Origin of the sequence: Saccharicrinis sp. GN24d3 (genome assembly GCF_052400645.1) — a bacterium.
Classification (GTDB): domain Bacteria; phylum Bacteroidota; class Bacteroidia; order Bacteroidales; family Marinilabiliaceae; genus Saccharicrinis.
The window spans coordinates 172229-186318 of the sequence record NZ_JBQTGI010000012.1 but is presented as its reverse complement, the minus strand read 5'-3'; the positions used below and the strand labels follow the sequence as shown (position 1 = coordinate 186318).

At 41.0% G+C, this 14090-nt stretch carries 13 protein-coding genes; 3 read left to right on the top strand and 10 right to left on the bottom strand.

The window, feature by feature from the left end; all coding sequences use genetic code 11:
* Positions 1-52: 52 nt before the first annotated feature.
* The 6 genes from nqrF to ACT29I_RS15575 form a co-directional block, all read right to left on the bottom strand.
* A complete protein-coding gene (nqrF, locus tag ACT29I_RS15600; RefSeq protein WP_430935442.1) occupies positions 53-1324 on the bottom strand; it encodes an NADH:ubiquinone reductase (Na(+)-transporting) subunit F in 1272 nt (423 codons plus the stop codon).
* Between the two features lie 64 nt (positions 1325-1388).
* Positions 1389-2006, bottom strand: coding sequence for an NADH:ubiquinone reductase (Na(+)-transporting) subunit E (nqrE, locus tag ACT29I_RS15595; protein WP_430935440.1), 618 nt, complete (start codon positions 2004-2006; stop codon positions 1389-1391).
* 25 nt (positions 2007-2031) lie between these two features.
* Positions 2032-2688: an NADH:ubiquinone reductase (Na(+)-transporting) subunit D gene (locus ACT29I_RS15590; RefSeq protein ID WP_430935438.1), complete on the bottom strand. Its 657-nt coding sequence runs from the start codon at positions 2686-2688 to the stop codon at positions 2032-2034.
* Between the two features lie 11 nt (positions 2689-2699).
* The gene (gene nqrC / locus ACT29I_RS15585; RefSeq protein ID WP_430935436.1) at positions 2700-3395 is read right to left on the bottom strand and encodes an NADH:ubiquinone reductase (Na(+)-transporting) subunit C; all 696 of its coding nucleotides are present in this window, start codon (positions 3393-3395) and stop codon (positions 2700-2702) included.
* A gap of 12 nt (positions 3396-3407) precedes the next feature.
* The gene (locus ACT29I_RS15580; protein ID WP_430935434.1) at positions 3408-4574 is read right to left on the bottom strand and encodes an NADH:ubiquinone reductase (Na(+)-transporting) subunit B; all 1167 of its coding nucleotides are present in this window, start codon (positions 4572-4574) and stop codon (positions 3408-3410) included.
* A 39-nt stretch (positions 4575-4613) separates the two neighbouring features.
* The gene (locus tag ACT29I_RS15575; RefSeq protein WP_430935432.1) at positions 4614-5960 is read right to left on the bottom strand and encodes a Na(+)-translocating NADH-quinone reductase subunit A; all 1347 of its coding nucleotides are present in this window, start codon (positions 5958-5960) and stop codon (positions 4614-4616) included.
* A 340-nt stretch (positions 5961-6300) separates the two neighbouring features.
* Here ACT29I_RS15575 and ACT29I_RS15570 point away from each other — a divergent pair, with 340 nt between their 5' ends.
* Both ACT29I_RS15570 and pruA read left to right on the top strand, forming a co-directional pair.
* Complete coding sequence (locus tag ACT29I_RS15570; protein WP_444793903.1) at positions 6301-7569, top strand: type IX secretion system plug protein; 1269 nt, start codon at positions 6301-6303, stop codon at positions 7567-7569.
* 307 nt (positions 7570-7876) lie between these two features.
* Positions 7877-9502, top strand: a complete 1626-nt coding sequence (gene pruA / locus ACT29I_RS15565) for an L-glutamate gamma-semialdehyde dehydrogenase (protein ID WP_430935428.1) — start codon at positions 7877-7879, stop codon at positions 9500-9502.
* A 112-nt stretch (positions 9503-9614) separates the two neighbouring features.
* Here the strand turns inward: pruA and ACT29I_RS15560 are convergent, their stop codons facing one another.
* Positions 9615-10370 carry a transposase gene (locus ACT29I_RS15560; protein WP_444793902.1) on the bottom strand — a complete coding sequence of 252 codons (756 nt, stop codon included), beginning with the start codon at positions 10368-10370 and terminating at the stop codon, positions 9615-9617.
* A gap of 135 nt (positions 10371-10505) precedes the next feature.
* Between ACT29I_RS15560 and ACT29I_RS15555 the strand changes: the two genes are divergently transcribed.
* A complete protein-coding gene (locus ACT29I_RS15555) occupies positions 10506-10829 on the top strand; it encodes a hypothetical protein (protein ID WP_430935424.1) in 324 nt (107 codons plus the stop codon).
* A gap of 37 nt (positions 10830-10866) precedes the next feature.
* Here the strand turns inward: ACT29I_RS15555 and ACT29I_RS15550 are convergent, their stop codons facing one another.
* The 3 genes from ACT29I_RS15550 to ACT29I_RS15540 all read right to left on the bottom strand — a co-directional run bounded on the left by ACT29I_RS15550 (position 10867) and on the right by ACT29I_RS15540 (position 14088).
* Positions 10867-12117 (bottom strand): glycosyltransferase, encoded by a 1251-nt coding sequence (locus ACT29I_RS15550; protein ID WP_444793901.1) that lies wholly within the window; start codon positions 12115-12117, stop codon positions 10867-10869.
* A gap of 71 nt (positions 12118-12188) precedes the next feature.
* A complete protein-coding gene (locus ACT29I_RS15545) occupies positions 12189-12818 on the bottom strand; it encodes an OmpH family outer membrane protein (protein ID WP_430935420.1) in 630 nt (209 codons plus the stop codon).
* Positions 12819-13020: 202 nt separating this feature from the next.
* Positions 13021-14088 carry a PorP/SprF family type IX secretion system membrane protein gene (locus tag ACT29I_RS15540; RefSeq protein ID WP_444793900.1) on the bottom strand — a complete coding sequence of 356 codons (1068 nt, stop codon included), beginning with the start codon at positions 14086-14088 and terminating at the stop codon, positions 13021-13023.
* Positions 14089-14090 lie beyond the last annotated feature (2 nt).

Genomic DNA, 14090 nt, shown 5'->3' with positions numbered 1-14090 from the left:
GAGTCTTTTTCTATCATTATTATACTCAGTGTCTCTGAGTCTTTTTATTCAACTACGATCCAAAGTCGTCGAATGCGATCATTTCATCAGGTACACCCAGATCGTATAACATCTTGTTTACCGCGTCGTTCATCATTGGCGGCCCACAAAGATAATATTCGATATCTTCCGGCTCCTCATGCTTGCTTAGGTACTCATCATTAATCACCTGGTGGATAAAACCGGTCGATCCCTCCCAATTATCCTCAGGAAGAGGCTCACTCAAAGCAATAGAAAACTTAAAGTTAGGGAATTTCTTTTCGATCGCTTCAAACTGATCCTGGTAGAAAATCTCTTTCTTGGAACGTGCTCCATACCAGAAGGTCGCTTTACGGCCTGTTTTTAATGTATGGAACAAGTGGAAGATATGTGAGCGCATTGGCGCCATGCCGGCACCCCCGCCGATAAACATCATCTCGCGGTCTGTTTCTTTGATGAAGAATTCACCGTAAGGACCTGAAATAGTTACCTTATCACCCGGCTTGCGAGAGAAGATAAATGAAGAACAAATTCCTGGATTCACCTTCATAAACCCGTTATTAACCCTATCCCATGGTGGCGTGGCAATACGAATATTCAACATAACAATGTTTCCTTCCGCAGGGTGGTTGGCCATAGAGTAAGCCCTATAGGTAGGCTCCGGGTTCACCATTTGCAGATCGAACATGCCGAACTTCTCATACTCCTCACGGTACTCTTCCCCGATCTCCATATCTTTAAAATCAACCGTGATTTTAGGTACGTCAATCTGTATATAACCTCCCGATTTAAAGTCTAATATCTCACCTTCCGGTAATTTCACCACAAACTCCTTGATGAAAGTGGCCACGTTATCGTTAGAGACCACCTCACATTCCCATTTCTTGATACCCAGAATTTCCTGCGGTATTTCCATTTTCAAGTCTTCTTTCACCTTAACCTGACAAGCCAAACGCCAGTTATTGGCCTGTTCTTTTCGGGTAAAATAACCCGTTTCGGTTGGTAGGATTGAGCCTGCCCCATCGTTCACCTGACAACGACACATGGCACAGGTACCACCACCACCACAGGCGGATGGAAGAAAGATTTTATTGTTTCCTAAAGCCGACAATAATGTTTGTCCCGGGGCAACCTCCAATGCCTGTTCTCCGCCATTAATGTCGATAGTTACGGTTCCTGCCGGAGTCAACTTTTGCTTTACGTACAAAAGTATAGATACCAACAGTAGGATAACCAGTAAGAAAACTACCACACTGGTAGCGATTACTGTACCCTGACTAGCTAAAAATATCATATTTATTTCCATTTTTCTTATTTTAAACAAGTTTCTTCAGCGTCAGCGCTTTAGTTACTTGCTCCGGCCAGGCCGGCTAGAGTTGAATTCCCATAAAGCTCATAAACGCGATACCCATTAATCCGGTAACGATAAACGTAATACCCAAACCGCGTAATGGAGCAGGAATATCAGAGTATTTTAATTTTTCGCGAATCGCTGCTATACCTACAATAGCCAACAACCAACCAATCCCAGAACCAAGTCCGAATGAAGTTGCTTCGGCTAAAGAAGCATATTGACGCTCCTGCATAAACAGAGAACCTCCCAGAATAGCACAGTTTACCGCAATCAGTGGCAAGAATATACCTAACGAGCTATAAAGTGCGGGCGCAAACTTTTCTACAATCATCTCAACCAATTGCACCATAGAAGCAATTACGGCAATAAACATGATAAAGCTCAGGAAGCTAAGGTCAACCTCGGCAAAACCTTCACCCAACCACGAAAGGGCACCTTCTTCAAGTACATATTTATTTAACAGATAATCGGCAGGTACTGTAATAACCAGTACAAACACAACTGCCAAACCAAGTCCGAACGATGTTTTAACGGTTTTTGATACTGCCAGGTACGAACACATACCCAGGAAGTAGGCAAACACCATATTATCGATAAAAATAGACTTTACGAATATATTAATTATATTTTCCATTGAAATCAATTTTTCCAGTTACCAATTAATCCTCTACCAATTCCTTGTTACGGGAACGCTGAACCCAAATAATGATTCCAACGGTTACCAATGCCATCGGTGGCAAAATCATGAAACCGTTATTCACATATCCCAAATCATAAAATGCCTGAGGTATGATATTTAAGGTTCCTAACCCAGGCAGTGTTAAGGTACCGGACCCAAACAACTCGCGGAAGAAAGCTACAATAATCAGGATTACACCATAACCTGCGGCATTACCAACACCGTCAAGAGCCGATTGCCAGGGTTTGTTACCCAAAGCAAATGCTTCCAAACGTCCCATGATAATACAATTGGTAATAATCAGACCCACAAATACCGATAATTGCTTACTTACTTCGTAGGCAAAAGCTTTCAATATCTGGTCGACCAGAATTACAAGAGCTGCAACAACTACCAACTGAACGATAATACGAATACGGGCAGGAATAGTGTTGCGTAGCAGTGATATTAAAATATTGGCGAACACCAACACAAACATTACCGAAATAGACATTACAATGGCCGGCTCCAATTTAGCCGTCACCGCCAAAGCCGAACAGATACCCAATACCTGAATGGTAATAGGGTTTTGGGCGTTAAGCGGGTTTGTTATCAATTTTCGGTTTTTAGCTGAAAACAAAGGTTCTTTGTCGCTCATTTTTTAACCGTTTAATTTTTTAAATATTTTTCGTACCCTTCCAGGCACTCTTTTAACATATCGGTAACTCCGTTACTGGTTATGGTCCCACCGGAGATAGCGTCAACTGCGTGAGGATTACCTTCTGAAACACCACCTTTTAAAACTGCAATAGAAGTAAAAGCCCCCGAGTTATCAAAAATGGTTTTTCCCTTAAATTGAGTTTCGAAAAAATCTTTTGAGATTTCCGCACCTAAACCGGGTGTTTCTCCCTTGTGGTCGAAAGTGGCCCCATAAACCGTATTTTTGTCGGAGTCTATGGAGATATAACCCCAGATTGCCCCCCATAAACCAACACCGCGAAGAGGAATAATAAGCTTCTCTTCTCCGTTATCAAGATTACAGATATAAAGTGGATAGTTACGGTCTTTGGGTTCCTTACGAAGTTCCTTGGCCAAATCAATAGCAAAGGCTTCCCCTTTAATTTCCTCGCCATTCATATTAATTACTTTCGTATTTTCACCAATATGATTATCGTATAGCTTCACTGCTGTTGTGGCATCGCTGGCAATCCCTACCGACTTTAACAAATCGATTTTCTTTGCTACTTCTACGTTTTTATCTTGCTTCTCTTTTAAACCAGTAGCTACCAGGGCCAAAACTGCTGCAACAACAACAACCATGACAACAGCATAAAGGACTGTATATAAATTTCCTTGTTTGTCCATTTTTCTAATTTATTAAGCGTTTACTTTTACCCTTTTTAAACGGCGTTTAATATTTTGCTGAACAATCATATGATCAATCAATGGAGCAAAAGTGTTCATCAATAAAATAGCTAACATTACACCTTCCGGGTATGCAGGATTGAATACGCGAATCAGGATAGCAAAAACACCTATCAAGAAACCGTAAATATATTTTCCCTTTTCGGTACGTGCGCCAGACACGGGGTCTGTTGCCATAAACACGGCACCAAAAGCAAAACCACCCAGGCAAAGCTGTTGAATAGCATCTACAGACATCAGACTGTCTGGTGCCCCTACAGCATTAAATAAAAGAGCCATTAAATATCCACCCACAAAAGTACTGACCATGATCTTCCAGCTCCCGATACCGGTAGCCAAAAGAACAACAGCTCCAATTAAAATTGCCAGTGTACTTGTTTCGCCAATAGAACCTGGAATAGTTCCAATAAAACTTTCTAAGGCAGAAGGTAATAAATCCACTTTGCCGATTGCTGCATTACCAAGCGCAGTAGCACCTGAGTAACCATCCACAATACCTTCGCCTTTGGTCATGCCGGAAACCCAAATAAGGTCGCCCGACATTTTTGACGGATAGGCAAAGAATAAAAACGCCCTGGCGATTAAAGCAGGGTTCCAGATATTCATACCTGTACCACCAAAAACCTCTTTACCTATAACCACAGAAAAAGCAGTTGCCACAGCGACCATCCACAACGGGATATCAGCCGGTAAAACCAAAGGGATCAGCATCCCTGAAACAAGGAATCCCTCTGCCACTTCGTGTCCTCTTAATTGAGCAAACATAAACTCAATGCCAAGACCTACCACATAAGATACAACTACAATAGGTAGTACTTTTAAAGCACCATAACCTACCATTTGCCAAAAATCAGCATCAGGCTGACCTATAGCTAAAAAATGTTGTAACCCTGTATTCCAAATACCAAACAACAAAGCAGGTATTAAAGCCATAACCACAACGGCCATTGTTCTTTTAGAATCAATAGCATCATGGATGTGCACACCATTTTTTGATGTTGTTTTAGGAACAAAAAGTAAGGTCTCAAAAGCATCAAATGAAGAGTGCAATTTTTCAAACTTTCCCCCTTTTTCGAAGTTCGGTTTGATTCTATCCAAATATTGTCTTAATGCTTTCAATTTATTATGATTTTAATTTTTACAAATTGATTGAACCGATTAACTCATCTCTTTAATCATCGTATCGATACCTTTACGAAGAATACTTTGAATTTCGAGTTTTGAAGTACACACAAACTCACATAGCGCCATATCTTCTTCTGCCACCTCGTAAATCCCAAGCTGCTCCATCTTATCGATATCCTCAGTTATGATGGCTTTGATCAAATGCTCAGGTAAAATATCCATAGGCAAAACCTTGTCGTACTGTCCCGAGACTATAATAGCGCGGGGACCACCGTTAAGGTTTGCATTTAGTTTGTACTCTTTTTTGGCACTCAACCACGAGAAATATGATTTTGAAACACTGAACTTACCAAAACCCGGTGCTGCCCAGCCCATAAATTCTGCCACATCTCCTTCGGGGATTACCGTGATTTGAGAATGGTAGCTTCCCACATACCCGTCTTTAGCAATTTGATCGCCGGTAAGTACGTTTCCACTGATATATCTTAGCTTGCCTTCTTCAACATTTTCCACGTACGAAGCGATACTGGCACCTACCTTTGTTTTTACGTAATTCCTGGTCTTTAACTCAGATCCTGTCAGCGCAACAACCCTGGAAGCATCATAAACACCTTCCAGGAATAATTTACCTAATGAAATTACTTCTTGTGGTTGGATGGTCCAGTAGATATCTCCTTTGTTGATAGGTGAAACATGGTGAATTTGAATACCCACGTTACCTGCAGGGTGAGGACCCGAAAATGAATGTACTTTTGCTCCTCTTGCCGAAACAAAAGATTTGGAGGCCATTTCGTTGTTCACACCGATGTGCACACCTCCTTGAGTAAGTTTGTTGAGCACATCTACGCCTGCCTGGAATTCTTTTTCTTGTCCTGCTACGATAAAATCGTAATCCGGCGCCAAAGGTGAAGAATCGAATGCCGAAACAAATATTGCCTTAGGCTCATCGGTGGGATTGGCGACCACATTGTAAGGACGTTGACGAAAGTAAGGCCACATACCTGAAGCCAAAATCTTTTCCAGCGCTTCCTCTTTTGACACTTGTTTTGGATCAACAGCCCCAAATTTCTCAGCTTCGTTTTGGTTATCACTTTTAACCACAACCTCTAATATTCTTCTACGCTCGCCGCGGTTAACCACCTGAACCTCGCCGCTCACCGGTGAGACAAACTTAACATCGGTACGGTATTTGTCGAAAAATAAAACCGAACCGGCCTTAACTTTGTCGCCAGGCTTAACAGCTAGCTTCGGAACCAATCCGGGGAAATCGCCCGGTTTGATCGCAAAAAGCTCAGGTAACTTGGTAGTACCAAATACTTTTTCCGCTTTACCCTGCAGCCGAATATCAAGACCTTTTTTTATTTTGATTACGTCTGACATGTTTGATAAAAAGTTTTAAAAAAATTTCGATGCAAAAATACAATAAATTATAACTTGACAATCCTCTAAACCTAACTAATAAAGAAAAAATTCGTTAAATAATTTTTAAATTATAAGCTGGCCCTAGCAGATTGGTTTCTTTTACTTTAAGAAATTACACATTATTGCCGAAAAGATTAGGCATTTTTAGGTAATCGGTTATATCATTTGTCTTATTCTTTTTATTCAAATGGTAAATGCAAAAGCATAAAATTGTATTTTGCCCGTTTAAACCAACAAACAACAATAATAAAAGGTCAACTATGCATAGTTATTGACTTAAACGACTAGATCCTCAATCATGACAAAAAAAATAACTTCTATTTTCATGTGGCTAACTATTGCTGTTCTATCGGCATTAGCTCAACCTATCACCAATACTGTTCATAAACACAAAATTAAAACGGTACTATGTCATAAACTTGGCTGGCCATTGTCATATCCCATCATTGGTTTAAACGGAAACGATCAAATAGAACTGTCATTTGATGATTTGGATGGCGAAACCAAGGATTTCTACTACAACATCATACATTGTGACAAAAACTGGGAACCATCGCAACTGATGGAAACAGAATACCTTAACGGAATCAATGAAGTGCCTATTCTTGATTATGTGTATTCGTTTAATACTTCAATTGATTATGTCCATTACAATATTGTTTTACCCAACAACGACATCGAATTGTTGGTTTCAGGAAACTATATCATTCAGGTTTACGAAGATAACGACACGAACAATCTAGTTCTAACACAAAGGTTTATGGTGAACGAACAGAAGGTAAATGTGATTCCGAGTGTTAAGTACACCATGAATTCGGATCTGAGAAAAGCCAAACAGGAAATTGACCTGACCATAAAACACAGCGATTTTAATTTCAGCAATCCTCTGGAAGAGGTGAATGTAAGCCTATTCCAGAACGGCAGGACGGACAATGCCATCACAAAACTCAAACCGCAGTTTATCAAACATAACGAATTGGTATATAATTACAATCGAGAGACCATGTTTGAGGGCGGAAACGAGTTTCGCTGGCTGGATATACGCAGTCTCCGTTTTCAGAGCAGTAAAATAAAAGATATATCTTTTCACGACCCCTACTATCATGTTGAGCTTTTCCCGGATATGTCGGTTGCCGGCCGATCTTATTATTTCAACAATGATTTTAACGGGAGATATGTCATTGAAGTCCAAGAAAAAGACGAACACGAACGGGAAGCCGACTACGTTTACGTTCACTTCTCCATACCTAGCCAACCATTGGCGGGTGGGGATGTACATATACTCGGGGGGCTCACCAACTGGAAGTTGGATGAAGCATCTAAAATGAAATATAATTTCGTATTTAAGCAATACGAAGCTTCCTTACTATTGAAACAAGGGTTTTACAATTATCAAATTGCGTTTAAACCAAACAACCTCGACCAAGCTTCCGTCAGCATGTTCGAAGGTTCGCACAGCAAAGCCGAAAACGACTACCTGGTTATAGTTTATTACCGTGGCATGGGCGATTATTACGACCGGTTAATAGGTGTTAGCCAGGTGAATTCGGTTACGAGCAGGCAGTAATTCAGTCCCGAAATTTTCAAAATCAAAGATTTTTAACATTTCCGAGGCCCCTCGAAAAACACTCCTAATTGAAATTTGGTGTTTCCCGCAACATACAGTGTGTAATCATTGGTTCAAAACGCATCGGATAATTTTGAGTCGACCGATGAGCTGAACCTTGACTATTATCATACCCTTTAGTATCTAAATACTGATTTTATTCATTAAAATACGAGGCATACTATCTTAAATTTGTACAACTTGGAATTAGTAGGTTAAGCTGACCCCAATTATGATGACAATTTTAACAATGATAAAATAATAAGTTATGCCTAAAGGAATATTTAACGTACCCCTTGCCGAAAACGAGCCGGTATTAAATTACGCTCCGGGATCTCCCGAAAGAGAGGAGCTTAAAGCACAATTGGAAACTTACAAAGAAACCGAAGTAGATATTCCGATGTATATCGGCGGACAGGAAATTAGAACGGGAAATAAAATTTCCATGCACCCCCCTCACGACATTAAGCATTGTCTGGGTTATTATCACCAAGGGGATGAGACGCATGTATACAAGGCCATTGATGCAGCATTAACTGCCAAAGAAAAGTGGGCTAACCTAAGCTGGGAACATCGTGCGGCGATCTTTTTAAAGGCTGCCGATTTGGTTGCCGGCCCGTACCGTCAAAAGCTGAATGCAGCCACCATGTTGGGTCAGTCGAAAAATGCTTTCCAGGCTGAGATTGATGCAGCTTGTGAATTAGCGGATTTCTTGCGTTTCAACGTTCAATACATGACCGACATTTATGCCGAGCAACCGGAAAGCGCTCCCGGCATGTGGAACCGGGTAGAATACCGTCCGCTGGAAGGATTCGTGTTTGCTTTGACTCCCTTCAACTTTACTTCCATTGCTGGCAACTTACCTTCCGCTCCTGCTTTAATGGGTAATACAGTGGTTTGGAAGCCATCTAAAACGGCGGTTTATTCGGCCCAGGTATTGATGGAAATATTTAACGAAGCAGGTGTTCCTGCCGGAGTTATCAACCTGGTGTACGTTTCCGGTCCCGTTGCCGCCAAGGTTGTTTTTGACCATCCCGAGTTTGCGGGAATCCATTTTACAGGGTCCACCGGTGTATTTCAGAGTATGTGGAAAACAATTGGAGGAAACATCGAAAGATATAAGTCGTACCCGCGTATTGTTGGAGAAACAGGTGGTAAAGATTTTATTCTGGCACACAAATCATGCGATGCCAAAGCGGTTGCTACCGGTATTGTTAGAGGTGGTTTCGAGTACCAGGGGCAAAAATGCTCTGCTGCTTCACGTGTATATATCCCTGCCAGTCGCTGGGAAGAAATTAAGGGTTATGTAGGCGAGCAGTTGGCTGAGATAAAGATGGGTGACCCGGAAGACTTCACCAATTTTGTGAATGCCGTTATCGACGAAAGTTCGTTCGATAAACTTGCCAGTGCCATTGATGCTGCCAAAGCGAGCAAGGAAGCCAAGGTGATTTTCGGCGGAAACTACGATAAATCGAAAGGATATTTTATAGAGCCTACCATCATTCAAACAACCAATCCTCAATATGTAACCATGGAAGAAGAGTTGTTTGGGCCTGTAGTAACCTTATATGTATACGAAGATGCCAGATTTCAAGAGACCATGGACATCCTGGATAAGACATCGATGTACGCCCTTACAGGTGCCATCTTCGCACAGGACAGGTATGCAGCCGAATTAGCCACTAAAAGATTGGTGAATTGCGCCGGCAACTTCTACATCAACGACAAGCCAACAGGTGCAGTAGTAGGGCAACAACCATTTGGCGGCTCCAGAGGCTCAGGCACCAACGACAAAGCGGGTTCGTCTATTAATTTGATGCGCTGGGTAACACCGCGAACCATCAAGGAGACCTTTGTACCTGCTCACGATTACAAATATCCGTTCTTAGGATAATACATTATAGGTTTTTTAGAATAAATACAGGCCGACTCTGATTAATCAGGGTCGGCTTTTTTGCTTGCATTACTCACCGGGTGAGCAGGAAGAATCTGGCGAGCTGGACGAACTAAAACGTTAAACCATACTCTTTAATAACCTCTCTATCTATTAACGTCCCTTCTCGTAACCCCATAACATCTCTGGCCGAAGAGAACTCCCAATCTTGAGCCCGGGTAACCAAACGTGCTGCAACAGGATTATTTAAAATGTATCTGTAGCAAATTTGAGGATATTGCCTCTCCGGTGTTTCTACTTTTATCACTGTAACACCATTAATCATATACCAATTTTTTGCAACACCATCTGTGCAGGTAATGCAAACTGCCTTGGTTCTTTCGCGAAATAACGAACCGGTTCTGTTTTCTTGATTGTTAATGGCTCGAGTGTATGACCGAAGGATGGTAGCCATCTCTTTACTCACCCTTTTACTCATCTCATCTTTACTCACCGGGTGACTATGTACATCTTGCTTATAGTCACCCGGTGAGTAGATGGGATTTACGTCATGCTTATAGTCACCCGGTGAGTAGATGAGATTTACGTCATGCTTATAGTCACCCGGTGAGTAGATGAGATTTACGTCATGCTTATAGTCACCCGGTGAGTACTTGGAATCCGATGAGTAACTTGGTGCATCTTTTAACCTAAGCATCAAATGAAAATGATTAGGCATTAAACACCATGCCAATATGCTACAATGAGGCAGCAGGTGCCTTTGTAACTTACTTAAAAAGAAAAGGTAGTTGTCGCGGGTATAAAAAATGCGTTGTTTGTTGTTGCCCTGATTGTAAACATGGTATAGTTGGTCCGGCGCAAAATACATGGATTGCTGTTTTGTAACAATTTAGGCTATTTTTCGAAGTAATTCAAGTTTTACTCACCCGGTGACTAGAAAAAGCTTTAAACTTTGGAAAAGCATTAGAAATAACTAATATTGCGCTTTCGAAAATATATCACAATGAATATTTACAAAACACTCAGCTTAGCTTATTATATTGGAATGATACTGGTATTGGCCGGAATCCTGTTTCAGTTAAATGACATCCCGTATGCATTTATTTGTTTGGTTTCAGGTATTGTTCCCTTGTTAGGCGTACGTTTGTTTAACTATTTAAAAGGCAAACCTGAGAACAAAAGACTGCATGGTATTATGGTGGTAAGCGCATTGTTTCTGGTTGTTGCTGCAGCACTTATTTTTCTTCATCGGAATTATTGGATGATTGCTGTTTTAATTACGGCCACTCTCGATTTATACGTGAGCTTTAGGAAGATTAGAGGTTAGTAGCTTGTGGCTGGAAGCTTGCGGCTCGTAGCTTGAGCTATTTCTGTATTTCACGATATTTCTTCAATAGTTCCCTATCGTCAAAAATATCATCCACCTCAATATGCTTTAGTTCCAGCAGTTCGATAGCAGCATCAAACACCGGCGTTTTTTCAAGAAAATGCTCATGTGTATAGTTGATGTATTTTACCAGTTTAAACGCATTGAACACCTGAAAGAATCGCTTTCTGAAAACCTCCAGTGTTGAACAATTATCGGCTACAGGCTTTAGTTCGTTATAAAAGTCGGAATTCAACAAAAAGCTACGGACACGCCCTGGCAATTCCAGAACCAGTTGCTGATAAGTTTCTTCTGAAATTCTGTAATATTTTTCTACGTTATCAAGGAATGATTTTAAATCGATAAAACCTTGCAGATTGTAAGTCCTATATTCCTCATCTTTATTTTCTACCATTTTTTTTACCGAAGGGCCTGTGCCAAACGGCACTCTTGAAGATATGCGTGGTGAAGGATAAACTTTGGTGGTATTCAGCTCGCCATATCCACCTTGTTGCAACAGTTTTTGAATAAAATAAAATTCCTCGCCACCTTGTCTGCGGTTCATACCCCCGACGCTTACATACGAAGATGCTTTAAAGGCAAAACAAGAGCCGATTGTGTGAAACGCATATGGGAACCCTATATATCGCAAACTTTCGACATAATACCTTAAATGTAACTCATACTGTGCAATGGCATCATAAACCGTAGGATCAAATTCGTTACCTGCAACCGGGTGCTCAAAACTAATAGAACATGCCTTATTTTGAGGTTTTGCAAAGTAACTATCTATCTCAGTAAGATAATTTGCATCAACCGTTGAATCCGCATCCAATGAAACAATAACACCATTTTCATTATCCGAGTCCGATAAATGCTGCACGGCTATATCCATCCCAATTTTTCGTGCCAATCCCGCACCAAAATGTTTTTTAGGAAGGTTAAATGCCTCTATAATATATATATCGATAAAATCACGATTAACCTTATAATCTTTTAGTTCCTGAATGGTTTTTTTTTGTTGTTTAATAATATCCTCTGTCGCATTGACCCCTGCGTTAACGACTACAATAACGGCTACCCTCCCTTGAACGGGATGGCAGGCACATATGGAATCAAGCGTTCTGCATAAACCATCTTCTAAATATGTTGGTATTACCACAAGGATCCCGGCTTTTTTAATATCCCCAACATTAAAAGATGTAAAAGGCGGGTGCTTTTCCAGGTACTTCCCAAACGGTGGTTTCATAGCTGCGTCTGTATTCAAAAAAGGCAGATTCCGATTGAAATCTGCCTGAATAATATTAATTGTGTATCTAATTATTTTGCATCGGCATTGTTACCCTTGCTGCTTTCGTATCTGCTGTTTAAAGCATCCGCTACTTGCTGTGTAATATTTATCCCCGGCACGCTGTACAGCACATTGTCGCCAAGTGTGTTACTCAATATCAACTTATATCTTCCATCGGCATTTAATTCTGTCAGATAATTAGTTAAGGTATCGCGCAGCTGACGGTTCAAACCTTCCTGTTCCACCATTAACTCTTGCGATAGTTTTGCGTTTAAGCTTTGGAGTTCCTGATCGCGTGCGGCCAGGTTTCTTTGTTCCTGCTCGGCCCTTTGACGAGATAAAAAACCGTTGTTTTGAACTTTACGCTGGAATTCTGCCACCTGAGTTTGTAACTTCTTAGCTTGCTCATTAAAGTCAGTACGTGATTTCTCTTCCTTCTTTAAAAGTTCCTCTTGCAGGTCAATGGCCAATCCATATTGACGTAAAAGAGAATCTGTATCGATATAGGCTACAGGAAATGTTCCATTCTCAATCAATCCTTCGGAAGCATTTTTGCTTGCTTGCTCACTTTTATTTGTTTTTGTTTGACATCCCACAAACATAAACGATGCCAACCCCAATAATAATGCAAAATTAACAACCTGTAAGTTCCTTTTCATTTCTGTAATTTTAGTTTTATGACTACAATTTAACATCACATGAATTTGAGATGATTAAATTCCAGTATGTGCGTTCCCTCTAGAGTTTATTTTTTTTACGGACAACAAATATATATTAATAACAAATATTTAAAAATTTATTTCACATTTTTTGTGATATGCCAGTCCTCAATTCAAAAAACAATACATAAAAACACAACTATTAAAAAATCCTTCGCGAACGGGAACGGTATTTACTTCTCGAAGCACCCCCTCCGGAATACCCCGGTTGCGAACATGGGATAGCACTTCGGTTAATTTTGGGTTTATTAGAAGAAGGTATCGTGTACATAATGGAAAATTCGTGCGAGCCTCCAGAGCCGGTCAGGTCGGATGTTGTTAAATCAAATGAATACCCCAGTCGCATTTGGCCCAGGTGAAGACCAAATATGGCAATCATGGCATCCTGATTGCCCAGTCCCTCGGCATTGGCATTGGGCAATCCCCTATACCACAAGCCCAGTTCAATAGGATTGTACACCCAATACGCACCCACATCGAGCTGATTAAAATCGGCCTGTTTTCGGTAATTAAAAGCAAAAGTTATACTTTGATCCGGCATGCGCCTTCTTCCTTCCTTATACACCCATTTATAACCACCGAATGCAGTTATTTTAAGATTCGTATCGGACGTAACATCGGTAAATGCCTCATTGTTCCTTACCAAATGATCGGCAGTTACTCCAGCCCAATAAAAATTACTGTAGATCATCACAGAGGCCGCTGCATCAAACCTGTTGAGCTTGTCGCGATCGACATCTAGTGCCGTTTGATCAATCAGGTTTCCATAGTTGTCATATGCATCCGAGGTCGTTCCTTTTGTAGGATCGATAAATGATTGGGCCAGCTTAAACTGCAGCCCCGGCCGGACCATCACGTTATCGTTCACATAGATTTCGTAGGCATACAATAAGCCAATATTTTGCTTTACCAGAAGGCCGCCTCCCGAATCGTCTCTATAAAACTGTACCCCAACACCACTGTTATAGTCGGCCATATAATGATCAAACGCAAAAGCCAAAGTCCTGTATGTACCGGGAATACTTGGCCACTGGTCGCGATAATGCAACGTCATCCTGCTCCCTTCCGTTAACCCGGTAAATGATGGGCTTAGGTACAGGGGCGATGCATAGTTTTGCGAAAAGGATGCATCCTGTGCCTGGACATTACTCACCCTTACAAGGGATAATATCACCAGAAATACAAAACATATGTTATTAGGTTTAATCATTG

What these genes read in the sequence shown, in the direction of transcription:
- ACT29I_RS15575 (WP_430935432.1), bottom strand. Translation starts at nt 5,960, where the DNA reads ATGTCAGACGTAATCAAAATAAAAAAAGGTCTTGATATTCGGCTGCAG.
- ACT29I_RS15550 (WP_444793901.1), bottom strand. Translation starts at nt 12,117, where the DNA reads ATGAAACCACCGTTTGGGAAGTACCTGGAAAAGCACCCGCCTTTTACA.
- nqrF (WP_430935442.1), bottom strand. Translation starts at nt 1,324, where the DNA reads ATGGAAATAAATATGATATTTTTAGCTAGTCAGGGTACAGTAATCGCT.
- ACT29I_RS15555 (WP_430935424.1), top strand. Translation starts at nt 10,506, where the DNA reads ATGAATATTTACAAAACACTCAGCTTAGCTTATTATATTGGAATGATA.
- pruA (WP_430935428.1), top strand. Translation starts at nt 7,877, where the DNA reads ATGCCTAAAGGAATATTTAACGTACCCCTTGCCGAAAACGAGCCGGTA.
- ACT29I_RS15545 (WP_430935420.1), bottom strand. Translation starts at nt 12,818, where the DNA reads ATGAAAAGGAACTTACAGGTTGTTAATTTTGCATTATTATTGGGGTTG.
- nqrC (WP_430935436.1), bottom strand. Translation starts at nt 3,395, where the DNA reads ATGGACAAACAAGGAAATTTATATACAGTCCTTTATGCTGTTGTCATG.
- ACT29I_RS15540 (WP_444793900.1), bottom strand. Translation starts at nt 14,088, where the DNA reads ATGATTAAACCTAATAACATATGTTTTGTATTTCTGGTGATATTATCC.
- nqrE (WP_430935440.1), bottom strand. Translation starts at nt 2,006, where the DNA reads ATGGAAAATATAATTAATATATTCGTAAAGTCTATTTTTATCGATAAT.
- ACT29I_RS15590 (WP_430935438.1), bottom strand. Translation starts at nt 2,688, where the DNA reads ATGAGCGACAAAGAACCTTTGTTTTCAGCTAAAAACCGAAAATTGATA.
- ACT29I_RS15560 (WP_444793902.1), bottom strand. Translation starts at nt 10,370, where the DNA reads ATGTATTTTGCGCCGGACCAACTATACCATGTTTACAATCAGGGCAAC.
- ACT29I_RS15570 (WP_444793903.1), top strand. Translation starts at nt 6,301, where the DNA reads ATGACAAAAAAAATAACTTCTATTTTCATGTGGCTAACTATTGCTGTT.